Origin of the sequence: Pseudomonas sp. TWR3-1-1 (assembly GCF_049896545.1) — a bacterium.
In the GTDB taxonomy this organism is placed as follows: domain Bacteria; phylum Pseudomonadota; class Gammaproteobacteria; order Pseudomonadales; family Pseudomonadaceae; genus Aquipseudomonas; species Aquipseudomonas weihenstephanensis.
Genome location: NZ_JAFCUO010000005.1, coordinates 207,587 through 232,521 on the forward strand (window position 1 = coordinate 207,587; position 24,935 = coordinate 232,521).

Below are 24,935 nucleotides of genomic sequence, written 5' to 3' on the forward strand. Positions count from 1 at the left end.
GGTTTAACCGTCTTGGGGTGTTCGAAGTCAATACCATTCACGCGAGTGACCGCTGCGGACGGCCCTTGCATTCATCATCTGGAAAAAGCGCTAGTCCAAGGGGTCCACGTCAAGTTATTAATATTTGCATTAATCTCAGCGGCCCGTTCTGAATCGAAATAGCCGCTATTGCCCAGCACCCCGGTTACTCCACAAATGACCGAGTTCAAGTCGTCTAAATCGAGTGACTCAAGGCCTTGGGCCCAAAACCGCTGCATGATGCTCATTTTTCCGCCAGCCGATGCCAGGTTAGAAGTGGCTGTCGCAGGAGCGAGCCACATCGTAGCTACAGGTACTTGAGTACTATTTTTTGCAAAATTAACCATAGCGGATTCGTATGACGCGCCACCCGAGTTGCCTAGAAAATTCCATCTATTAATAGGACGACCAATGTCATTAACTGATAATTTCGGCACCTTATAAACGTTTGATCGACCGAGCCAGGCCGAATATTTCAGATTGCTCATCAATTTACGAGCCATCCCCGCCGAAGCACGACCCAACTGAGCGAGCAGCAAGGATACTTTTCGCGCAAGCATGCCAACACCACCCGCCATCGTGAAGCCGAACGACACCCACGTCAGGATCGATGCCAAAGCCGGATTCGTATCCTTAATCAAAACAGCGGTCACTGCCAATGCCATAGCCACAACAGCAGCGGCGATCAATGCGGCGTGCAGCAAGAGCGAGCCCCCCCCCGAAAAAATGGCGGCTAATACCCCAAGGCCAGCCCACAACACAGTACCTATCATTGGGCCGCTGGATCCGAGACCAAGAGGCTTAGGAACGTTGCCACCCCACGCTTCGTATAACCTGTTATTGACTGAAAAGTGTCCAGTGCGGTCTTTGAGATTGGCCGGGTTGCCATTGCAATACCCATACGCCTGCGGGCCTCCAAGCCCAAACGGGCTCAATGAGTCTTGAGCGTGAAACTGCATGCTATCGGGCGCATACCAGCGATAGCCTTGACCCAACGGATACTGATCAGTATTAGGGTCGCGAAATTCACCATTAAAACCCAACAAAGAATCTTTTTCTTCCGAGAAGTGCTCGCCATAGGCGCTATAAGCATGATGCTTCATGGTGTCGGCAGAAAGGTCATAGCTGACCAGTACAGTTCCATCAAAATCTCGCATTTCCAATAGAAGTCTGTCGACTTCTGAACGCCGCACCCGTTGCACCGTACACGCCGCACTGCCTGGGCTTAGATAGCGCCCTGTGCGGGTGTCAGTCGGATCAATTTCTCCCCGAACTTGAAGGCCATCGTAAACAATATGCCGTTGATTTTGTCCCTCTCCGTGCCCCATGAAACGATTCAAAGGGTCATAGGTGTACACACTTGACCCGGCCTTGATTAACCTTCCTAGCCCGTCATAACTATATTTTTTGCCGTTTTGATCCTGTGTCACCCGCCCTTCTGAGTCGTACTGAAGCGTGGCAGTGGCAGGATAATCAGGGTGGGCAGCATGATCCACTTTTTCGAGTCGACTGTTGCTGAGGGTGTCATAGGTATAAGTACTGGTACATGGATTGCCTCCAACGACGTTACTGATACAGGTTTTCACGTTCCCCAGCGCGTCATAGGTGAACGTCTGGCTGTCCACATTTTTATTGTTTTTCGGGGTCTTGCTCATCCATGCGCCTTTGACTGAACATTTAACGACTCGACTATTGGCGTCGTACTCCAACCCGCGTGATGCCAGAACTTTATCCTTCTGCTTGAGTTCAACGCCCCTTAAATTACCATTTAAATGGTAATCCGTCGCCAGGGTGAACAAAACACTTCCAGACACTTTGTAATGCCGGGAGACTTCTCTAAGCGACAGGTCATACTCATATTCCACAGCGACGGGAAGCGTCTTTTTATCCGTCAAGGTCAAGGTCTCAGACTTCAATTGGCCTTTATTATTGTAAACATGCTGCGTAACAACTTCCTTGCTGACTGTTTTAACACGCTGCCCAAGCTCATTATAAGTAAACGTCGATTCGTTACCCTGTGCATCGACTTCACTGAGCAGACGCCCGCCTATGGAACAGGATGAAGTCAATGCGTGCCCCTTGCCCGTTTTAGTATTGCCATGAGACTGTTTGCTTACTTTGAACTCGTCTGCATGTTTATAATCCAGCTTGACAGAATCCTCTACGGCTGAAGAACTGGAATGTTTATTGTAGCTATAGGTAAGCGTCTGAGTCCCTCCTTTGGAACTTTTTACAGTACTCAGTCGATTACCCAACTCCTTGATGTACTCATATGTAAATGTAGTGTCACCGATTTTTCGCGAAAAAGGGACTGTACTAGCACCTTTGAACGTGAACGCCTCTGTGTTGGCTCCTCGACTCAACGTCGTCACTCGGCCCCAACCGTCAATATGACGTTCCCCAAGCGTCAGGCGTTTCCCGTCGGCTTCAATTTCAATTTTCAACGGTTCACTGGAGAGCCAGTTGGCAGCGTATGTATAGTGATACGTAAACTCCAAACACGCTGATGCTTCGTCTTTCTTATACTCTGCGTGCGTCTCCTTCAAAACGCGCCCTATGCCGTCGTGTGCATAAGAAATAGAGACCTTACCCAGCTCGCCGCTCACTATTTCATTCGTTAATTTACCGGCCTCATTATAGGAAAAAGTCCGCGTCCCATTCGAGCGAGAAAGCCTATGTTCTTCAATGCTTTTAATAGACATATCTGCATTAAAGAGCGTGAGAGTCCTATCGTCTCCAGCCTCAGCTTTACCCTCAACTTTACTTAATTTGACCGGATTGTATTCATAATATTCTTTCGTGCCATTACTGTAGTCACGCCCACATTCCTCACCCCAGTTGTCATACTTGATATTGCACCACTCACTGATCTGCACGGTGCCAGCAGAATCATACTTCTCGATGCGTGCTGTACGGCCCAAGGCGTCATAGTTGATAGCCAACGTGGGAATCCACTCAATCTTCTGGGTCTTTGGGTTATCAAAGCGCTGTAGCTCTTGAGTAATATTACCTCGACCATCATACTCGATCGCCTTCGTAAGCCCATTAGGCTCAGTAATTTCCAGACGGGATACAGTGGGGTAAGAGAACGATGTGGACGCTTTGTAAGTTTCATTTTGTGCGCACACCGTTTTTTTATTAAGTCGCCCATAGTCATCGTAGCTATAAACAGATTTATTGCCATCGGCGTCTGTCTCAGCCAGCAGTCGACCGCTTAAAACACTGTGGGTTTGCGAACTCTCACGGACGTCATTTTCCCAACGTGCCTTGGTCGTTGTAGTGAGCTCGGTTTTGCTCAGTGAATATTCATAGGTGTAGGCAGGTTCTGTAGGGGCAGCCAACTCCCCACGCTCACTCACTGTCCCTTGTTCGACCGTCTTTTTTCTCCCGCAGCGGAAGTCTTCCTCCCCATAATAGCTAAACCATTGCCCCAACCACGCAGACTTTTTAATGTCTCCGATCGCATTGACCATAGTCAACGTTCTGCTGAGCTTATTACCCACCCTGCCCAACCGTTTTTGATAAGAATGATATTTTAAAAGCACAATCTGGTCTAAATAAGCCCCCACATATCCCACTCCTGAGAGTTCAAAAGGCATGCAAAACTTAGGATCCTTGAACAATTTTTTATTAGCCATTGTCAATTCTGCTCGAGCATAACCGCCATCAAAGCCAGAGATCTCTACTTGATTATCACGGTCCATCTTACATAGCACGTCGAGATATCTTGCTTCACGTGCTGGTTCCGCTTGTTTCTTGGCTAGACACCGATAACCGATAGCGGGCCCTATATCTGTATGTATTTCATCGCTATTGAGCGCAGCGCCGTTATCATTAATCAAATAATTTAATACACCATCCTTTGTAGAACGGCACCCCCTCTCATCAAATGCAGAAAAAAACGTTTCCTTGCGCGGACTACCTCTGTCCTTGTCTTGATAGGTTACCGTAGTCAGAAGACCGTCTGACTCCTGTGTATATTCTTTTTTTATAGAGCTTCCCGAGTGATCAACAATCTCTTCAAGCAGATTATGATCAGCGCCGTACAGGTAGCTCTCCGTGCGCACCACCGAACTATCTTTAGCTTTATAGGACAATGTTGTTTTATAGCGCTTATCATTAAGCCGCTCATACTTGTATGCACACACGGTGCGTTCGCAGCCCGCGCCGATGGGCGTTATCGTATGCAACTCTACGCACGGCAACTGTGTGAGCTTAGGATTGTCATCAAATTTCAGCCCATTATCCTTATAACCAACTGTTTCCCGGAGACCGTCAAAACTGATTATCTCCGTCAACAGCCAGCCACATTTCGCGTGATTCAAATACGATAAGGTTGTACTCGTTTGTTCGGGGGCAACTACCGCCTTTAGTGCATACTCTTTCATTCGAAGTTCAAAAGACATTTTTTCGGTGCTGTCGGGCCAAAAAATGACCTGTGCACAGGTATCGTAGTCTTTAGCTTGCGACGCTGTGTAATTCACACGGAGCAATTCTCGCGCCGAGTCTTTTATACCCGCCAGTTTAATTTGGTAGTGCGTGACATTATCCAGCTGTTGTTCCGTTATATTCCAAGTGACGGACAATTTATTTAAGGTATCGTCAAGGATGGTCTCTGGCACATAAATCTTACTTTTACCGGCGGCTTTGAGTTTTTCTTTTCGCCCATCTTTACGTAAAACACTTAATGTTTTTTCCTTCTCATCCCACGTAATCCAAACTCCCGAAACGTTCAAATTCTCATTTTTTTTAACACTCAGAATTTCGCCGGTATGCAGCGTTAGCTTGGAACTGCCTTCATCGTACGTCGTAAACGCAAAGGACCAGCCATCACCCAAACCCGCCTGATTATTGACGACTGGAGAGTAAAACAGTCCCATATCCACTACGGGGCCACACCCTGCGTTGCCCGTTACTGAAGGCAGTGGAACATAGGCTTCAAATAATCCAGTGCGCTGATCTACAAACGTTCGTTTTTGAGCGGATACATTAAAAACTGCTTGGTTCTGGGCATCGCATGGGTCAATCCCCATAATATTATGCGTCATGATTCATATCTCCCTGATTTAGCACTAGCCCTTACTCCAAGAGCAGCCACAAAAACAATATAGAGTCAGAATCAGATAATTTAACCTGTCATAAATGACAGTCAGACACCTAAGAGGGTGTAGACAAAATCATGTGCTAAGTCGGCGCGCGAGTATTCGAGCCTCGTCCAACCACACCCATGCCTCGCTTACCGCAAAAAGACGGTGGTGGTGCATGATCAGTCGCAGAGCCCTCTCACTCCAGGCATGAGTTGGCTCCACCACCCATCGCTTGGGCATGACCACAAATTCAGCCTCAGCAGGTGCCACGGAAAATGGATCGCCTTGTTCTGAGTGCCATTGAACCCGATAACAAAACAACCGCCCCAACCTGACAAAACTGTCATCCAGCCCTCAGTTGACTGACAGCCGTCGTCAGCCAGGCTGGCAATTTCCCAAGGCTGCATGTACGCCTTTTTACGGACAGAGGACCTCAATGAACACCCCATTACGTATTGCTGCACTCACCGCCTTGCTGCTCAGCGCCACGGCGCATGCCGCCGAGCAATTGAGTATTGATGTTCACCGCGACGCCAACTGCGGGTGCTGCAAGGCCTGGATTTCACACCTGGAAACGAACGGTTTCAAGGTCAATGACCACGTAGAAACCGACATGAGCAGCGTTAAGCGGCGCCTTGGCGTCGAGCCTCGACTGGCTTCGTGCCATACCGGGGTGATCAATGGCAAGTTTGTAGAAGGTCACGTGCCTGCCGACCAAGTGGTGGCCCTGACTAAACGCAACGATTTAAAAGGCATTGCCGTGCCGGGCATGCCGATGGGCTCACCGGGCATGGAGATGGGTGATCGCAAGGATGCCTATCAAGTGATTGGCCTGAGCAACGATGGCCACGATGTGGTGGTTGCTCAATACCCCGGTCATTGATCAACACCCCTGCGTAGGGGCGAGTTAGCTCGCTCCTACAGTCCCGATTGACGCGCAACAACCAAACGTTCTGTGTAAGTCCAAATCGTTCTAAGCCTTGCTTGGATCTCTCACCAAATCCTTGGTAGAACTCATCTCATCGCCCCGCGATAGTCCCTGAATCGCACCATTTCTTCTCTGACTGCACCTCATTGGCGCATCCGAAACAATCAGAGAAAAAATTCCCACACATTTTGTCTGTTTAAACGCCGCTTTGTAGCTTCTCTCCTACACTCAAGCAGCTTGAAATCTGGCTTCAAAGCCGAGTCATTTAAAACGAACCTTCTGCGTCTGCGTCGGGTCAGCTTAAAAAGAGGGTCTGCGTTATCGGGTGCAATTCTTGCAAAGCCGTATTCACCCAAGATGTAGGTGTGATGCCATCAAGCGCTTTACCCAGTTTAGGCCTGTAGTGCCTGCCCACAGGATGTGAGTAATAGCCCGGCCACAGGTCGAGGCCGATCAATAAATACAAGGGGGAACATCATGATCAGTGCTGCTGCACCACACCCACACAATTGCCTCACTACGCTGGTTAATGAGGTGATCGCCGCTGCGGGCCAAACCCCGGCAGGTAAAGCAGCAGTGCCTATAGCGCCTGAAATCCCCAACAACCCCAACAAAAAGAAAGTCCTGTTTGTGACCTCCGAGCTGGCCGATCTGGTTAAAACCGGCGGCTTGGGCGATGTATCCGCCGCGCTGCCGCGTGCCATGCGCCATTTGCATGATGTGCGGGTGCTGATTCCGGGCTACCCGCAGGTGATCAACAGCGACAACCCGATCCATATTATTGGTGAGCTGGGCGGGCATGCCGCACTGCCAGCGTGCAAGATCGGGCGCATGGACTTGAAAGACGGGCTGGTGATTTATGTACTGATCTGCCCCGAACTGTACGAGCGCGAAGGCACGCCGTATGGCGCCAATAACGGTCGCGACTGGCCCGACAATCACATCCGTTTTGCGCGACTGGGCCTGGCCGCCGCCGACATTGCCGCCAACCTGGCGCAAATCCATTGGCAGCCCGATCTGGTGCACGCCCACGACTGGCCAGCCGGGCTGGCCCCCGCCTACATGCATTGGCGCGGTCAACGCACTCCCACCCTGTTCACGATTCACAACCTCGCCTATCAGGGCGTGGTCAGCCTGGCCTGCTGCCCGGAGCTGGGCATCCCCTCCCACGCCCTGCAACAGGAAGGCATGGAGTTCTACGGCAAACTGTCGTTCCTCAAGGCAGGAATGGCGTATGCCAGCCACATCACCACCGTCAGCGCCACGTATGCGCAAGAAATCACCACCCCGGCCTTTGGCTGCGGGCTGGACGGCTTTTTGCACAGCAAGACCCAGCAAGGCCTGCTCAGCGGCATCCCCAACGGGATAGACGAGACATGGGAGGCCGCGAGCGATCCGCATCTGGTGGCGCCCTTTTCAATCGGTGAATGGCAAGGCAAAGCCATCAACGCCAATCATGTGCGCACATTGTTCGGCCTCAAACCGTCCAAAGGCCCGCTGTTTGCTGTGGTCTCGCGCCTGGTGTATCAAAAAGGCCTGGACCTGACGCAAGGTGTGGCCGCGTACATCGTGGCCAACGGCGGGCAAATCGCAATCATCGGCCGCGGCGAGCCAGAAGAAGAACAGGCCATGCGCGAACTGGCGTTGCGTTTTCCCGGCCAGATCGGCGTGCGCATCGGGTTCAATGAGACCGATGCACGGCGCATGTTTGCCGGCAGCGATTTCCTGTTGATGCCTTCACGCTACGAACCCTGCGGCCTGAGCCAAATGTACGCGCAGCGCTATGCCTCTTTGCCGGTCGCGCGCAATACCGGCGGGCTGGCAGACACCATCGAAGACGGGATCACCGGGTTTCTGTTTAACGAATCCAGCGTGCAGAGCTACGAACAGGCCTTGGGCCGAGCGTTCAAAGTGTTCGCCTTTCCCGGCCTGCTCAACGCCATGCGCTGCCGCGCCATGTCAGCCCCGTTTAACTGGTGCCAGGCGGTAGAACCCTACGCGCAGCTCTATGAACAACTGGTGCTTAAATCGCTGACCCGCGTGGGCAAAACCTGACAAAAACAAGACCTGCATTGAAACCGGCCAGTTAAGTGACAGGCATTAACGGCTGGTATCTGCTGTACCTGACCTGTGAACGGCTAGAGCACTGAATTAACGCCTTAGAGCGCCCTGCTCAGCCGGGTGCCGCCAAGCGAACCCCTCGCCCCTGATGGAGAACGCCTATGAGCGACGCGCAACTGGAAATACTGGCGAGCCGTGCCGGGCTGGCCGTGGACTGGGTGGATGCCAATGGCAACCCGCAACGGGTGTCCTCCTGCGTGCTGCGTGCCGTGCTTGCCGGGCTGGATCTGCCCGCCGACAGCGACGAAGCCATCGAAACCAGTTTGTTGAACCTGCAACTGGAACAGCAAAACAAACGTCTACCGCCTTTGTTGACGGCAGACGTAGGCCGAAGCCTGGACCTGACCCGCTACTTTCACCCCCACAGCCAGTGCGTGATCCATCTGGAGACCGGCGGCTCGCTGGACATTGAGCTGGACGCCGATGCCTACCTGCCCGGCATGGTGCCGGTGGGTTATCACCGGGCACAGATCGGCGAGCAGCACTTCACCCTCGCGGTGGCGCCCGCGCGTTGCTACAGCATCAGCGATGCCGAGCACAGCGATACCCCGCGCAGCTGGGGGCTGAGCACGCAGCTCTACAGCCTGTGGCGCCCCGGCGACGGTGGGCTGGGGGACACGCAGGCACTTGAAACGTTTGCCAAGGCCGCCGGGGAACGAGGCGCCGACGCGCTGGCGATCAGCCCTATGCACGCCATGTTCACCTGCGATCCAGAGCGTTACAGCCCCTATTCCCCCTCCAGCCGTTTGTTCCTCAATTACCTCTATGCAGCCCCGGCCAGCGTATTGGGCGAAAGCGTGGTGCAACAGGCCATTGATGACTGCGGGTTACGCGAGGAGTGGCAACGCCTTGAGCACCTGCCGCTGATCGACTGGCCAGCGGCAACCCTGGCCCGCCAAACCTTGCTGCGCAGGCTCTACGACGACTTCATAAGCACTGAACAGCCGCTGCACGACGACTTCTATGCCTTTCGCGACGCCGGGGGAGAAGCCCTTGAAAACCACTGCCGTTTCGAAGCGGTGCAAGTTCAACGGCGCAGCGAGCAACTGAGCCAGGACTGGCGCGACTGGCCCGAACAGTGGCGCGACCCCAACAGCCCTGCACTGTTACTGTTTGCCGAAGAACACCACCACGACATCGGCTATTACGCGTTTTGCCAATGGCTCATTGCCCGCTGCCTGGCCCAGGCACACAAGGCGGCCCGTGACAGCGGCATGGCGATTGGCCTGATCGCGGACCTGGCAGTGGGGGCTGACGGCGCTGGCAGTCAGGCATGGTGCCGTCAGGACGAATTACTCTCGCAACTCACCGTCGGCGCCCCACCTGACCTGCTTAACCGTCAGGGGCAGGGCTGGGGCATTTCGGCGTTTTCACCCGACGGTCTCAAACGCAACGGTTTTCGGGCCTTTATTGAAATGCTGCGCGCCAATTTTGCCCATGCCGGGGGTTTACGCATCGACCACGTCATGGGCCTGCAACGGCTGTGGGTGATTCCCTTGGGTGCCCCGCCCGGCGACGGCGCTTATTTGTATTACCCGGTCGAAGACATGCTGCGCCTGCTGGCCCTCGAATCGTTACGTCATCGCGCCATTGTGTTGGGCGAAGACTTGGGCACGGTGCCGGATGGCCTGCGTGAAAAGCTCAGCGAACGCGCCATTCTGGGCATGCGCATTTTGCTGTTTGAACAGGATTATGGGGCGCGCTTTCGCCCGGTCCTCGAATGGCCCGACACCGCCCTGGCCACCACCAGCACCCACGACTTGCCCACGCTCAATGGTTGGTGGCTGGAACGCGACATCGACTGGAACGCGCAATTGGGTCTGGTGAATGCCGAGACCGAAGACCATTGGCGCGACAACCGTGCCCATGAGCGCAACGGTCTGCATCATGCGTTGAGCCAGGACCCGCAAAATTTTCAGGAGGAAGCCAGCGGCGCCGATCAGGTCCTCAACGCCAGCGCACGGTTCTTGGGGCACACCCGGGCACCGCTGGTGCTGCTCCCCATCGAGGATGCGATGGGCGTGGTGGAGCAAGCCAACTTGCCGGGTAACGTGGGCACTCATCCCAATTGGCGCCGCCGCTTACCCGTTGAATGTTCAGCCCTGCTTGATCGCCCGGATGTTGCCAAACGTCTGGAACTGCTGGCCTGCGCGCGCCTACAGGCACAAGAACGCGATGAGTGCAGACGATGATCCAGGCGCCTAAAGGCATCCAAGTGGATGCCAGCCAACCCATATAGAAATCCATATGAGCATATACCCGCATCAAATGACCGTTCGACGGAACATCTCGCAAATTAAATGGATTTTTTACACAGCCAGCAGTCATTAACAGTAAGACGATACGGGTCAGCGACGTACTAGGTTCTTTCCCTGTCAACCTCATACCCACCACCTAGTTCAGGAGCTTTGCGATGAATAATGATGACAAACGCATTCGTGAATTCGCTTACCAAATCTGGGAATCCGAAGGCAAACCTGATGGCCAGCAAGCCCGTCATTGGGACATGGCGCGCACGCTGGCCCAAGCCGAAGCGCTGGCACCAGGCAACGCTGAACCGCGCAAGGCCAAACCTAAAGCGCCATCTGCCAGCAGCAAAGCCTCGGTGAAAGAACCGGCTGCGAAAAAACCCCGCGCTGCGCGCAAACCTCCCGCTTCCTGACGCTTGGCTTGTAGTGCGCAGAACCCTGACGCACCGACGTTTCACGCCCATTTGAACAGGCCCGTAATGCCTGACGGGCACGTTTTGCCTGCCGTTTGTGAAGGCCTTTGATCCAGCCAGGAGTCAACATGACCAAGCGCAAGTCAGCCCCACCCGAGACACCGGACGTTGAACCCTCACGCCTCAGGGAGGGCCTGCCCTTCCCGTTGGGCGCTACCTGGGACGGGCTAGGTGTTAACTTCGCGATTTTTTCGGCCAATGCCACCAAGGTTGAACTGTGCCTGTTCGATGAAGCCGGCGAGGTGGAGCTAGAACGCATCGAACTGCCCGAGTACACCGACGAGACCTATCACGGCTACCTGCCCGATGCACATCCGGGGCAGATCTACGGTTACCGGGTATATGGCGCGTATGACCCGCAAAATGGCCATCGCTTCAATCACAACAAATTGCTGATCGACCCCTACGCCAAACAATTGGTCGGCGAGCTGAAATGGTCCGAGGCCTTGTTTGGCTACACCATTGGCCACCCGGATGGCGATTTAAGCTTCGATGAACGCGACAGCGCACCCTTTGTGCCCAAGTGCAAAGTCATCGACCCGGCGCACACCTGGGGGCATGACCATCGCCTGATCGTGCCATGGGACAAGACCATCTTTTATGAAACCCACGTGCGTGGCATCAGCATGCGCCACCCTGATGTGCCGCAAGCGGTACGCGGCACGTTTGCCGGGCTGATGGTGGATGAAGTCATCGAGCACATTCGCAAACTGGGCGTCACCAGTGTGGAGTTACTGCCGGTGCATGCGTTCGTCAACGATCAGCATTTGCTGCAAAAAGGCATGACCAACTACTGGGGCTATAACAGCATCGCCTTCTTCGCCCCGGACCCGCGCTACCTGGCCAGCGGCAAGATTGCCGAGTTCAAGGAAATGGTTGCGCACCTGCACGAGGCCGGGCTGGAGGTGATTCTGGACGTGGTCTACAACCACACCGCCGAAGGCAACGAGCAAGGCCCCACCCTGTCGATGCGCGGCATCGACAACGCCTCGTATTACCGCCTGATGCCGGATGACAAACGCTATTACATCAACGACTCGGGCACCGGCAATACCTTGGACCTGAGCCACCCGTGCGTGCTGCAAATGGTCACTGACTCGCTGCGTTATTGGGCGCACGAGATGCATGTGGATGGCTTCCGTTTCGACCTGGCCACCATTCTGGGGCGTTACCACGATGGCTTTAACGAACGGCACAGCTTTCTGGTCGCCTGCCGTCAGGACCCGCTGTTGCGTCAGGTAAAGATGATTGCCGAACCATGGGACTGCGGCCCCGGTGGCTATCAGGTCGGCGGCTTCCCGCCGGGGTGGGCCGAATGGAACGATCGCTTTCGTGACACCGTGCGTGGGTTCTGGAAAGGCGACGACGGCCAGTTGGCCGACTTTGCCGCACGCATGACCGCCTCGGGCGAGCTGTACAACCAGCGCGGCCGCCGCCCGTACACCTCGGTCAACTTCATTACCGCCCACGACGGCTTCACGCTGCACGATCTGGTGTCGTACAACGACAAGCACAACGAAGCCAACGACGAGAACAATCAGGACGGCAGCAACAACAACCTGTCCTGGAACCACGGCGTCGAAGGCCCGACTGACGACCCTGAAATCAATGCATTGCGCCTGCGCCAGATGCGCAATTTTTTCGCCACGCTGCTGCTCGCGCAGGGCACACCGATGATCGTGGCCGGTGATGAATTTGCCCGCACCCAGCACGGCAACAACAACGCCTATTGTCAGGACAGTGAAATCGGCTGGATCAACTGGGACCTGGATGGCGACGGCAAATCGTTGCTCAAGTTCGTCAAACGCCTGATCAAGCTGCGTAACAGCTACCCGATCCTGCGACGCGGGCGCTTTCTGGTCGGCCACTACAACGAAGAACTGGGCGTTAAAGACGTCACCTGGCTGGCGCCCGACGGTAACGAAATGTCCATCGAACAATGGCAGGACGCCCAAGGCCGCAGCTTCGCCATGTTGCTCGATGGCCGGGCGCAAGTGTCCGGGGTCCAGCGCGCCGGCGCCGACGCCACCTTGCTGATCACCTTCAATGCCCACCATGACGGGGTGGATTTCATCTTGGCGCAGGTGCCTGAAGGCTCCGCCTGGATCTGCAAGTTCGACACCTTCGACCCTGACTTCAAAAGCCCCGCCCCCTTGGCGTTTGGCAGCACGTACAGGCTTAACGGCCGCTCGCTCGCGCTGTTTGAACTGGAGCATCACAAGGAACCCAACGGCTCATGAACCTGCACGACTTCCTTGAGGACCACGCCTCGCCACTCGACACCCCGCAGGCGCTGGGTCAGTGCTTGCAGGGCATGGTGCAAGCCGGACTGGATCAACTGCCGTTGCCGGGCAGCGGCTTGACCTTGCAGCGCTGGCAACATTTGGCGTTAGTCGCGGGCCACGATTTGGGCTTGTGCAAACTGTTCGAAGGGCACACCGATGCGCTGGCGACCCTGCGCGAATTGGGCGCCCGCCCCGTGCCAGCGGGCAGCACATGGGGCATGTGGGCGGCCGAACCGCCCAATGCTCGCGTTCAAATGCGCGAAGTTCACGGCCAAACGCTGCTCATGGGCCGTAAAGCCTGGTGCTCGGGCGCAGGGGTGCTCAGCCACGGTTTGCTCACCGCTTGGGATGAGCACGGCGGCCAACAATTGGTGGCCGTAGACATGCAACAGTCGGGGATCAGCGTCACCGATGACGGCTGGGCCGCCGTGGGTATGGCCACCACTGCCAGTGTCGACATTGTGTTTGATCAGGTGCCCTGCACCCGCGTCGGCCAGCCGGGTGATTACCTGCGCCGCCCCGGTTTTTGGCAAGGCGCTATTGGCATCGCGGCGTGTTGGTTGGGGGCGGCGTACTCACTGGCGCATCATCTGCAACAGCAGTGTGCCAAACGCGCAGAGCCACACGCGCTGGCGCATTTGGGCGCGGTGCAGGCCGCGCTGTTCGGGGCACGTAACACGCTGCACACCTGCGCCACGTATCTGGATCAAAACCCGGCCGCCGACAGTCAACTCCTGGCCCGGCAGGCGCGGGCACAGATTGAGGCCTGCGCCGAGCACGTCATCGCCCATGTCGGTCGGGCGCTGGGGGCCGGGCCTTTTTGTAAAGACCCGCAGTTTGCCCGCTTAAGCGCCGACTTGCCGGTTTTCCTGCGTCAAAGCCATGCCGAGCGCGACCTCCAAGCGCTGGGTGAACGGGCGGCGCAGTCACCCGCAAGGCACTGGCCACTATGAAAGCCAACCTGATCGTGGGCAGCGGCACTGCGTTAGCACACTGGCGCCAGTCTGAGCGCTTGGCCAACTTACCGTCGATTGAGCTTGCACACCTGTTACCCCACGGTTCGCGGGCGGTGATTGTGGCGCCGCACCCGGACGATGAAGTACTAGGCTGTGGCGGCCTGCTGCAAATGGCCAATGCGCTGGGGCGCTCGATACTGCTGATTTCCGTCACGGACGGCACTGCCAGTCATCCGGGTTCAAGCCGCTGGCCCACCCACGATCTGGCGCACCAGCGAGCCTCGGAATCTGAACAGGCGCTGGCGCGCTTGGGGTTGGCATTGCCACGCTTGCAATGGGTCAGGGGCGGATTCGCCGACAGCCAGGTGCAGGCCCGCGAGGCGGCACTCGGCAGCTTCATTCAGCAGTTCTTGCGACCCGGCGACGTGGTGTTCAGCACCTGGCGCGAGGACGGGCATTGCGACCACGATGCGGTGGGCCGCGCCAGCGCTCTGGCGGCTAAAAACGTCGGCGCAGCCGTGCATGAGCTGCCGATCTGGACCTGGCATTGGGCGCACGATGATGACCCGCGTGTGCCGTGGCACCGTGCCCGCCGTATCAACCTCAGTGAGGAGCAGGTTGCGCGCAAACGTGACGCGGCCCAGGCCTTCACCAGCCAGTTAAGCGCAGACCCGAGCACCGGGGCGCCAGCCGTGCTCAGCCCGCTGGCGCTCGAACGCTTGCTGCAACCTTTTGAACTGGTTTTTGTACAGGACAGGGAGAGGCCATGAGTGTCTCAACGGCTTTTTTTGATCAGTTGTATGCCGACAACAGCGATCCGTGGGCCTTTCGCGAGCGCTGGTACGAACAGCGCAAACGGGCCGTGACGCTGGCCAGCCTGCCTCGCCAGCACTACCCGGCCATTTTCGAAATAGGCTGCGCCAACGGCGAGTTAAGTGCCGGGCTGGCGCAACGCACCGGCGCGCTACTGGCCTGCGACGCAGCCGCCAGAGCCGTTGATCTGGCCCGCCAGCGCTTGAGCCACTGCGCCCACGTTCAAGTGCACCAAAGCCGTGTGCCAGAGCAATGGCCCGAACATCGCTTTGATCTGATAGTGATCAGCGAAGTGGCGTATTACCTGGATGCCCAGGCACTTAAAGACGTGCTTGAGCGGGCCATCAACAGCCTCGCCCCCGACGGCCATCTGCTGGCCTGCCACTGGCGCCCGCCTATCGAGGGCTGCGTGCTGACGGGCGATGAGGTGCACGCCCTGATACACGACACCTTGAAATGGCCGCGTTTAGTGCAACACCTGGAAGACGATTTCATCCTTGAAGTGTGGGGCCGCGACCCTATTTCAGTAGCCAGCCGGGAGGGTTTGCGATGATTGGTGTGTTGATACCTGCGCACAACGAGCAAGCCCTGCTCGCCCACTGCCTGCATGCGGTGCTGTCAGCCGGCGCTCACCCACAGCTCAACGGCGAGCAGGTGCGCGTGCTGCTGGTGCTCGACAGCTGTGACGACCTGTCGGCTGACATCGCAGCGCAATACGACGTCAACGTGTTGGCGATCAATGCGCGCAATGTCGGCGTAGCCCGTGCGACCGGTGCGCAATGGTTATTGGAGCAAGGCGCGCGCTGGATTTCATGCACCGATGCCGACAGCCGCGTGGCCGAGGACTGGTTGGTGGCGCAATTGGCCTTGGGCAAGGACGCCGTATGCGGCACCGTGACCGTCGATGACTGGGGCACGGAAATCGATGAGCGTGCCCAGTCACGCTACCTGGCCGCCTATCAGGCCCGCGACGGGCATCGGCATATCCACGGCGCCAACCTCGGCGTCAGCGCCACAGCCTATCGGCGCGCTGGCGGTTTTCAGCCGCTGGCCTGCCATGAAGACGTGCACTTGGTGCAACAACTGGAGGCGTGCGGGGCTTCAATCGCCTGGAGCCACCGCCCGCAGGTCACCACCAGCGCGCGACTGGACTGCCGCGCGGCGGGCGGCTTTGGTGATTACCTGAAGTCGCTACTGGGTGCGGCCGAACATGACCCCCATCAAGCGGGTCCAAGGGCCGACGCGCTATAAACGCCCTATCGCACAGGAGAAACCATGACCTTCGATATTGCCGGTAACAACCTCGAACCCCCTGCACCTGTCGCAACCCCTGCTGTACACCGGATGAAGGTGTTGACGGTTAATACCCACAAGGGGTTCACCGCTTTTAATCGACGCTTCATCTTGCCCGAGCTGCGCGAAGCGGTGCGTAGCACCGGCGCCGATCTGGTGTTTTTGCAGGAGGTGCTGGGCGAGCACGAAAAGCATGCCTCACGCTATGACCACTGGCCCGCCGTGTCGCAGTACGAGTTTTTGGCCGACAGCATGTGGAGTGACTACGCCTATGGGCGCAACGCGGTGTATCCCGACGGGCATCATGGCAATGCGGTGCTGTCCAAATACCCGATCAAGTCGTACCGCAACCTGGATGTGTCGATCACCGGCCCCGAGCGGCGCGGGCTGTTGCATTGCGTGCTGGATGTGCCGGGGCATGAGCAAGTGCATGCGATTTGCGTCCATCTGAGCCTGCTCGAAAGCCATCGCCAGTTGCAAATCGTGCTGCTTAACCAACTGCTCAAATCATTGCCGCCCCACGATCCGGTGATCATTGCCGGGGACTTCAACGACTGGAAGCTGCAAGGCAACGCAGCCCTGTCGCAACGTGACGACTTGCACGAAGTGTTTGAGCGCCATCATGGGCAGTTGGCCAAAACCTACCCCGCGCGCTGGCCGTTGCTGCGGCTGGACCGCATTTACCTGCGCAACGCCAGCAGCCATAGCCCGACCATCCTGAGCAACAAACCCTGGACACATTTGTCGGATCACTTGCCGTTGGCGGTGGACGTTCATTTGTAGCCATTGCCGCAGGCGGTGCCCGGTAGCGCAACAATCGTAACGTGCGAACCCTGAGGCACCGCATTGAATGGCCTTGCGACCGCTACGTGCCCGCACGCAACCTCGCGCAACTCGTCAACGACTACAAGACGAGTGGGCGCAGGTTACGTGCGGCCACGCACGTCGGGGTGCTCGCCTTACTGCGGTTCCAGGATCAACACCCCCAGCGGTGGCAGGTTCAAGGCCACACTGAACGGTTGCCCGTGACTGGCATCGGCGTGGGTATGCACCCCGCCGCCATTGCCATAATTGGAACCGGCATACAGCGCCGCATCGCTGTTGAGCACTTCGCCCCAGGTGCCCGCAAACGGCACACCGATGCGATACGCCTCGCGCGGCACCGGGGTGAAGTTGGCAACTACCAACAGCGGCTTGCCGGCCTTGCTCCAGCGCAGCCAGGCATAGACGCTATTGGTCGCATCGTCGCCAATCAACCACTCAAAGCCCTGCGCCACGTCATCCTGGTCATGCAAGGCCGGTACGTCGCGGTACAGACGATTCAAGTCGCCGACTAACTTCTGCACGCCTTTGTGCTCGGGGTATTGCAGCAAATACCAGTCCAGTTGCTGATCGTGATTCCATTCGCGCCACTGCCCGAATTCACAGCCCATGAACAGCAGTTTTTTACCCGGATGCGCCCACATGAAGCTCAGATAAGCGCGCAAATTAGCAAACTTTTGCCAGCGGTCACCGGGCATTTTGTCGATCAGTGAATGTTTGCCGTGCACCACTTCGTCGTGGGAGATGGGCAGGATGAAACGCTCGGTCCACGCATACACCAGGCCAAAACTCAGTTCGTTGTGATGATGGGCGCGGTACACCGGGTCTTGCTGAATGTAGTGCAGCGAGTCATGCATCCAGCCCATGTTCCACTTGTACGAAAATCCCAGCCCGCCCTGTTCGGTGCTTTGACTCACACCCGGCCAGGCAGTGGACTCTTCGGCAATCATCAACGCACCAGGCGCCTCAAGCGCAACGACGTCGTTGAGGTGACGCAGAAAGTCGATGGCTTCCAGATTTTCACGCCCGCCATGGCGATTAGGAATCCATTCGCCCGGCTGACGCGAATAGTCGCGATACAACATCGACGCCACGGCATCGACCCGCAGCCCGTCGATGTGGAAGTGTTTGAGCCAATGCAGCGCTGAGGCCAGCATGAAACCGTGCACTTCAGTGCGGCCCAAGTTGTAGATCAGCGTGTTCCAGTCCTTGTGAAAGCCTTCCAGCGGGTTGGCGTATTCGTACAGCGCCGTGCCGTCAAATTGCGCCAGGCCATGGGTGTCATTGGGAAAGTGCGCGGGCACCCAATCCAGAATCACGCCGATACCCGCCACATGGCAGGCGTTGACGAATGCACCGAAGTCATCGGGCGAGCCAAAGCGCGCACTCGGGGCGAACTGCGACAGCGGTTGATAGCCCCACGAGCCACCAAACGGATGTTCCATGATCGGCATCAGTTCGATATGGGTGAAACCCATGTGCTGCACATACGGGATCAGGCGCTCAGCCAGCTCATGCCAGGTGTATTGGCGCGCGACTTCGCCCACTTCATCCACTTCACACTGCCATGAGCCCACGTGCAGCTCATAAATCGACAGCGGCGCGTCGGGGCGCTGCAACTCGCCCCGGGCGTGCATCCAGTGCGCATCTTGCCAGTCGACCGAGAGGGGCGAGGCCACTTTCGACGCGGTGTCGGGCGGCAATTGGGTGGCCAACGCCATAGGGTCGGCCTTAAGCGGCAAGATCCCCTCGGCCCCTAGAATTTCGTATTTATAGGCCTCCCCGGCCTCAAGCCGCGGAATGAACAACTCCCACACCCCGCTGGGGTGGCGCAGGCGCATGGGATGACGGCGACCGTCCCAGATATTGAAATCGCCCACCACTGAGACCCGTCGCGCGTTTGGCGCCCAGACCGCAAAGCGCACGCCGGGCACCCCATCGACACTCATCACTTGCGCACCCAGGCACGTGCTCAGGTCACGGTGATTGCCTTCGGCAAACAGATACAAATCCATTTCGCCCAGCAACGGGCCAAAACTATACGGGTCTTCACTGGTTTGCTCGCCTGCGGCCCAGTTGATGCGCAAGGCGTAGGGTTGCAGCTGCGCAAACTGGCCGACAAACAACCCCGGCACCTCTGTGATCGACAACGGGCCAAGCACCTGGCCGCCAGCCCGGTCTATCACATTGACGCTCAACGCCTGGGGCAAAAACGCCCGTATCACCTGCCCACCCTGCCCATCGGCATGAGGACCCAAAATCGAAAAGGGATCGCGGTGCTCAGCCTTAATCAGCGCCTCGATGTCTTGACGATCGGGCAATAAAGCAACACTTCCCTTACCCAGATCCTTGCCAGCATTCATCTTTTATCTCCGTTTGGTAAAGGCTTGGACATGCCTGGCAAATGGCTGAGCAATGCACTCAGCCCCTGCAATGGAACCCCAGACCAGGCAGGTCGGTTGGCCGCTTGGTACATCACTTCGTAGGCCGCCTTTTCCAGACTGAACAAGGCCAGTGCAGCCTCATGGCCACCTGACACTTGCCAGCCCTGAGCAAGACTAGCTGTTGCCTGCGAATACGCTTGAATCAATGCACTGCGTGCCTCTTTGAGATAACGCTCAACCACCTGTTGTGGCACCCGATCCGCCTCGGGCGGATGATCGGCTTGCTGCACGTTGTTGATTGCCATCGCCCCGGCGTACTCAAAAGAGCGCAACAGCCCGCAAAGATCGGTGTAAGGGCTGTGTGTGCTACGACGTGCTTGCAAGGTGCGCGCCGGGTTGCCCTCAAAGCCGATAAAGCAGGCGTCGCCGTGTACCACCAGCACTTGCCCCAGGTGTAAGTCGCCGTGTACACGTATCTTCAGCCCACCCAGGGTGCGGGTGGCCAGGTGTTCGATGTAGGCGACGATTGGCTGTTGGTGTTTCAACAGGTGCCTGATCTGCGCCTGATCGCGTGCTGGCAAAACCGGCCCCTGTAAATTGAGTTGTTGCAACGCTGCGCGCACTTGCTCACTGATCGCGGCGGCCCATTGGCTCACGTCATCGGCGCCAATGATCTGTGGGGCAAAGTCCGGGTTATCCGTAGGCTGCGCCAATACATGGTGCAGTTCACCCAGACGCTGGCCCAGCAACGCCGCGAAATCAGCCAGCTCGGCAAGTGCGCTGACTGGCTGAGCTGGCTCGGGCGCCGTACTGGCCCGCTCTGCGCGAATCGCCCGTTCAAGGATGTTTTGGGTCCAGGCCCGGGCATCGCCCTGATGAGGCACATAGCGTTGGGCAATCATCAGCAGCGTGCCATCGCCCGCGTCATCGTAACGGACCACTGAACCCAGCAGCGGCGGGACATGAGCGTAGCCAGCGGCGGTCAACCAGGCCGCCATTTCAAGCGCGGGGTGCAGGCCGCTGCTGACCTCACGCAACAGTTTGAGCATCAGCGTGCCGCCGATCACCACCGAACAGTGGGCCTGCTCATCTGTCAGTTCACCAATCTCGCTGCGCTCATCCAGTGCCAGCGGGGCTAAAAGCACCGTGGGGCTAAAACGGATCTGCCCCGCGTCAGTGTCCAGGGTGCGGGCATGTTGCAACCCGGCCAATACTGCTCGCACAAAAGGGGGCAGGTTGAAGGCCTCTGTGACCAGCCCGATCTCACGGCCCTGGCGAACTCGGCATAACACTGGCTGGCTGGCCTGCACGCTGTCGGGTTCATCCTCGCTGATCAGGCCCAGCACCAATTGATAGCGCCGCTGCTGCCCTGCGGCCGTGATCTGCACTTCGGTCAGCAACACGGGAAGCTCAGGCGCGGGGATCGACGTGCCGTAAACGATTTTGACCTGTTCAATAAGCGCCGCCGTGTGCCCCAACCACCGCCTGTCAGCCAGCCACGCGGGCAAGATGTCGCGCTCCAGCGTGGTGCGCAATGGCGGCTCAAGCACGTCTTCAAAACGCTGTTTCAGCACGAGCGTGACCCGTTCGGGCAGGCTGTGCACCGGGTGAGCCCGGGAATCGGGCATGGCGTTTTCACTGACCAGCAAAAACCAATAGAAGCCATAGGGGGCCAGGGTCAGGCTGTAAGGCATTGGCCCAATCGGCGGGAAGGGTTGGGTGCTCAGCATCTCGACCGGCACCCGCCCCGCCCACGTGGACAAGTCCAGCTCCACGGCCTGGGCACTGCGCGAGACGTTCGCCACACACACAATGGTTTGGGTGCTACCCAAAGCGTCGGTGAATTCACGCACATAGGCCAGAACCCGGCGGTTGCGGGGCGAGAGCATGTTCAGGCTGCCGCGACCAAAGGCCTTTTGCTGCTTGCGCACGGCCAACAAGCGCCGCGTCCAGTTGAGCAAGGAGTGCGGGTCCAGGGCTTGCGCCTCAACGTTTACTGCCTGATAGCCATACAGCGGGTCCGTGATCGGCGCCAGCACCAGGCTGGCCGGGTTCGCGCGCGAGAACCCGCCATTGAGGTCCATCGACCATTGCATGGGCGTGCGCACACCATCGCGGTCATTCAGGTAGATGTTGTCGCCCATGCCTATTTCGTCGCCGTAATACAAGGTCGGCGTGCCGGGCATCGACAGCAGCACACTGTTGAGCAATTCAATGCGCCGACGGTCGCGCTCCATCAACGGCGCCAGACGCCGACGAATCCCCAAATTGATGCGCGCGCGCCGGTCGGGCGCGTAGTGATTCCACAGCGCATCACGCTCCTTGTCGGTGACCATTTCCAGGGTCAGCTCATCGTGGTTACGCAAAAAAATCGCCCACTGGCAATGGGCAGGTATGGGCGGGGTTTGCCGCAAAATGTCGGTGATGGGGAAGCGATCTTCCTGCGCCAGCGCCATGTACAGACGAGGCATCAAGGGGAAGTGGAAGGCCATGTGGCATTCGTCGCCCTTGATACCGTCGCTGTCGCCAAAATATTGCCGGGTGTCTTCGGGCCATTGATTGGCTTCGGCGAGCAACATGCGATCGGGGTAGTGCGCGTCAATTTCGGCACGGATCTGTTTCAGAATCTGGTGGGTTTCGGGCAAATTTTCATTGTTGGTGCCATCGCGCTGAATCAAATAGGGAATGGCATCCAGTCGCAGGCCATCAATGCCCATGTCCAGCCAGAAGCGCATGACCGACAGCACTTCTTTTATCACCTGAGGGTTGTCGAAGTTCAGGTCGGGCTGATGGGCGTAAAAACGGTGCCAAAAGTATTGGCCCGCCACCGGGTCCCACGTCCAGTTCGAGGTTTCGGTATCAAGGAAAATGATGCGCGTGCCTGCGTATTTCTGATCGCTGTCGGACCACACGTAATAGTCGCGCGCCTTTGAGCCTGCCTTGGCGTGGCGGGCCTTTTGAAACCAGGGGTGCTGGTCTGAGGTGTGGTTGATGACCAGCTCGGTGATCACCCGCAGGCCGCGTTGATGGGCCTCATTGATAAAGCGTTTGACGTCAGCCAGGGTGCCGTAATCGGGGTGCACACCGCGGTAATCAGCGATGTCATAACCGTCGTCACGGCGCGGCGACGGGTAGAACGGCAACAGCCACACGGTGTTGACACCCAAATCGGCAATGTAATCGAGTTTGCTGATCAGGCCGGGAAAGTCGCCAATACCGTCGTTGTTGGCGTCGAAAAACGATTTGATGTGCACCTGGTAAATCACCGCATCCTTGTACCAGAGCGGGTCATTGATCAGGTTCGACGATGCACGTTTCTTTGCCATTGGAACTACCTGTTGATTCACACGCCTGTGGCCACGGGAGCGGCATTGAAGGCCGGGTTAAAGAGGTTTGATGCGCCAGATACCGAACGGCTGCTGCGAGGGATCAAGCCGCGTCCACTGATGTTTGCCGTACCAGGTCCAGCGATGCCCCGTCATCAGGTCTTCGCCAGCGGTGGCGGCGTCATCGGCCAGGCCCATCTCCCACAGGGGTAATTCAAAATGCGCCTCTTGGGCGTTATGCGGATCGAGATTGATCACAACCAACACAAAATTGCTGCCATCGGCAGTGCGTTTGCCGAAATACAGCAGGTGATCATTCCAGGCGTTGTACAGCCTGAGGCCCAAGTGGCTATGCAAGGCCGGGTTTTGCCGACGAATCCGGTTGAGCTGGGCAATTTCAGCCACGATGTCGCCCGGCGCGCTGAGGTCGCAAGACTCGATTGGGGACATGCCGCAGTCCGGACACTCGTTATTGCCCGGCAAGGCTTGGGCCTCGCACCGTTCAAACCCCGAGTACATGCCCCACAGGCCAGACCCCATCGTTGCGAGCGCGGCCCGAATAAGGAACCCCGCGCGGCGAGATGCCAGAGAACACTGCGCACTGATGTGCGGGGTATCGACGAAAAAATGCGGGCGAAAGCATTCTCGCCACGGGCTTTGGTTGAGTTCGGTGAAGTACTCGCACAGCTCGGCCTTGGTATGACGCCAGCACAAATAGGTGTAGCTCTGCGAATAGCCGACCTTGCCCAGCCGCGCCATCATCGCGGGGGTGGTGCACGCCTGCGCTAAAAAGATCACATCGGGGTGCAGCCCTCTGACCTCGGCGATCAACCACTGCCAGAACGGCAGGGGCTGGGTGTGCGGGTTGGTTACCCGAAACAGCGTGACCCCCTCATCGACCCAGTCCAGCACCGTTGCGCGCAGTTCAAGCCAAAGACCGGGGATCGCGTGCGGGGCATAGAAATCAACGTTGACGCTGTCCGGATACTTTCGGGACGGGTTCTGGGCACGACGGATCGTGCCGTCGGGGGGCCAGTTGAACCCCTCAGGGTGCTGCGCGAGCCAGGGGTGGTCTTGGGAGCATTGCACGGCGAAGTCCAGAGCAACTTCAAGCCCCTGTGCCGCAGCGGCCGCGACCAACCGGCGAAAATCATCCCGCGTACCCCATTGCGGGTGAATCACCGCCTGCCCGCTCTCCTCGCGGCCATTGGCAGACGGTTTGCCCGGTTCATCAGGGCCTGCTTGCAGTGAATGGTCCGGTCCTGCGCGGTGGTGCTGGTCGATGGGATGAATGGCCGGCAAAGCCACCACGTCAAAGCCCATGTCGTGAATCATTGGCAAGCGGGCATGCACATCATTGAACGTGCCGTAACCGGCCGGGTCATCGGTGACTGAGCGCGGGAACAGTTCGTACCAGCTGGCAAACGCAGCCAAGTGCCGTTCCACCTCTACCGGGTACTCAGGGCTGAGGCTGACATAGGCGTGATATTGCGCCTGCGCCATCAACTGAGCGCTGCCTTCATGAAGGAACAAGGCCACTTGTTCGGTCTCAAGCAACCCTGAGAGTTCGCGCAGCAATGCCTGCAACTGTTGCTGAAGCTCGCCCGTGCTGCGCTCGATTGCATGCTGCACCCGCACCCGACCTTGTTGAAGCTCAAGACTCACCGGCACGCCCGCTTGATGCTTGTTATCCAGCTCATGGCAAAAACTGGCGAAGTGATCGACCCAGGCTTCAATACAAAACACATAGCGGCCAGGCTCGGGCACCTCGAAATGCCCGGCCCACCTGTCGTTGCCCAGATACTGCATGGGCGTGGTCCGCCATGCGTCGTGATCGGCTTTGCGCCAGTGCAGCCTCACGGCCAGTTGATCGTAACCATCGACAAACACGGTACTGCTGACGTTGACCTGCTGGCCGACGGTCGCCTTGACCGCAAACTGACCGCCCTCCAACACCGGGGATGTGCTCTCAATAGCGATGCGCGGCAGTAACAGCGCATGGGTCAACGGCAAAACAGCCGTGGAATCAGAATCCGGGAAATCAGCAGTCATCGAGCATCACTCCTCACGCCCTTGGACGCTCACGTGTGTCGTTTCACAGCACATTCCGGCAGTGGCGCCGGTCACGTAGGTTGGGAGGCAACGACGGTTTAAAAGTTCAGACTGATTTGCACTCCTCC

Annotated in this window: 14 protein-coding genes and 1 pseudogene; 10 read left to right on the forward strand and 5 right to left on the reverse strand. The window is 57.6% G+C overall.

What is annotated here, in order from left to right:
• Positions 1–74: 74 nt before the first annotated feature.
• Together ACP7A4_RS13620 and ACP7A4_RS13625 are read right to left on the reverse strand one after the other, a co-directional pair.
• Positions 75–5,066 carry an RHS repeat domain-containing protein gene (locus ACP7A4_RS13620; RefSeq protein ID WP_426247381.1) on the reverse strand — a complete coding sequence of 1,664 codons (4,992 nt, stop codon included), beginning with the start codon at positions 5,064–5,066 and terminating at the stop codon, positions 75–77.
• Between the two features lie 129 nt (positions 5,067–5,195).
• Positions 5,196–5,408, reverse strand: a pseudogene (locus ACP7A4_RS13625) (IS5/IS1182 family transposase); the annotation flags it as partial.
• A gap of 133 nt (positions 5,409–5,541) precedes the next feature.
• On the opposite strand from ACP7A4_RS13625, the gene ACP7A4_RS13630 reads away from it, so the two are divergent.
• The 10 genes from ACP7A4_RS13630 (at position 5,542) to ACP7A4_RS13675 (ending at position 17,006) form a co-directional block, all read left to right on the forward strand.
• Positions 5,542–5,988 (forward strand): DUF411 domain-containing protein, encoded by a 447-nt coding sequence (locus tag ACP7A4_RS13630; RefSeq protein WP_059763330.1) that lies wholly within the window; start codon positions 5,542–5,544, stop codon positions 5,986–5,988.
• A 522-nt stretch (positions 5,989–6,510) separates the two neighbouring features.
• Complete coding sequence (gene glgA, locus ACP7A4_RS13635) at positions 6,511–8,088, forward strand: glycogen synthase GlgA (protein ID WP_426247383.1); 1,578 nt, start codon at positions 6,511–6,513, stop codon at positions 8,086–8,088.
• Positions 8,089–8,255: 167 nt separating this feature from the next.
• Entirely contained in the window at positions 8,256–10,346 is a 2,091-nt protein-coding gene (malQ, locus tag ACP7A4_RS13640; protein WP_426247385.1) for a 4-alpha-glucanotransferase, read from the forward strand.
• A 221-nt stretch (positions 10,347–10,567) separates the two neighbouring features.
• Complete coding sequence (locus ACP7A4_RS13645; RefSeq protein ID WP_048365022.1) at positions 10,568–10,816, forward strand: DUF2934 domain-containing protein; 249 nt, start codon at positions 10,568–10,570, stop codon at positions 10,814–10,816.
• Between the two features lie 128 nt (positions 10,817–10,944).
• On the forward strand, positions 10,945–13,116 hold the full coding sequence (glgX, locus tag ACP7A4_RS13650; protein ID WP_059763333.1) for a glycogen debranching protein GlgX: 2,172 nt from the start codon (positions 10,945–10,947) through the stop codon (positions 13,114–13,116).
• Positions 13,113–14,114, forward strand: a complete 1,002-nt coding sequence (locus ACP7A4_RS13655) for an acyl-CoA dehydrogenase (protein ID WP_426247388.1) — start codon at positions 13,113–13,115, stop codon at positions 14,112–14,114. The genes glgX and ACP7A4_RS13655 overlap by 4 nt, the downstream gene beginning before the upstream one ends.
• Positions 14,111–14,887: a PIG-L deacetylase family protein gene (locus ACP7A4_RS13660; protein ID WP_426247390.1), complete on the forward strand. Its 777-nt coding sequence runs from the start codon at positions 14,111–14,113 to the stop codon at positions 14,885–14,887. The genes ACP7A4_RS13655 and ACP7A4_RS13660 overlap by 4 nt, the downstream gene beginning before the upstream one ends.
• A complete protein-coding gene (locus ACP7A4_RS13665) occupies positions 14,884–15,483 on the forward strand; it encodes a class I SAM-dependent DNA methyltransferase (protein WP_059763336.1) in 600 nt (199 codons plus the stop codon). The genes ACP7A4_RS13660 and ACP7A4_RS13665 overlap by 4 nt, the downstream gene beginning before the upstream one ends.
• The gene (locus ACP7A4_RS13670; protein ID WP_203302539.1) at positions 15,480–16,181 is read left to right on the forward strand and encodes a glycosyltransferase; all 702 of its coding nucleotides are present in this window, start codon (positions 15,480–15,482) and stop codon (positions 16,179–16,181) included. Before ACP7A4_RS13665 ends, ACP7A4_RS13670 begins: the two co-directional genes overlap by 4 nt.
• 24 nt (positions 16,182–16,205) lie before the next feature.
• On the forward strand, positions 16,206–17,006 hold the full coding sequence (locus tag ACP7A4_RS13675; protein WP_059763338.1) for an endonuclease/exonuclease/phosphatase family protein: 801 nt from the start codon (positions 16,206–16,208) through the stop codon (positions 17,004–17,006).
• Positions 17,007–17,182: 176 nt separating this feature from the next.
• Here ACP7A4_RS13675 and glgB read toward each other — a convergent pair whose 3' ends face one another.
• The 3 genes from glgB to ACP7A4_RS13690 are packed head-to-tail and all read right to left on the reverse strand — an operon-like array spanning position 17,183 to position 24,807.
• Complete coding sequence (gene glgB / locus ACP7A4_RS13680; RefSeq protein ID WP_426247393.1) at positions 17,183–19,408, reverse strand: 1,4-alpha-glucan branching protein GlgB; 2,226 nt, start codon at positions 19,406–19,408, stop codon at positions 17,183–17,185.
• Positions 19,405–22,755 (reverse strand): maltose alpha-D-glucosyltransferase, encoded by a 3,351-nt coding sequence (treS, locus tag ACP7A4_RS13685; protein WP_426247395.1) that lies wholly within the window; start codon positions 22,753–22,755, stop codon positions 19,405–19,407. The genes glgB and treS overlap by 4 nt, the downstream gene beginning before the upstream one ends.
• A 57-nt stretch (positions 22,756–22,812) precedes the next feature.
• The gene (locus ACP7A4_RS13690; RefSeq protein WP_426247397.1) at positions 22,813–24,807 is read right to left on the reverse strand and encodes a maltotransferase domain-containing protein; all 1,995 of its coding nucleotides are present in this window, start codon (positions 24,805–24,807) and stop codon (positions 22,813–22,815) included.
• Positions 24,808–24,935: the final 128 nt, after the last annotated feature.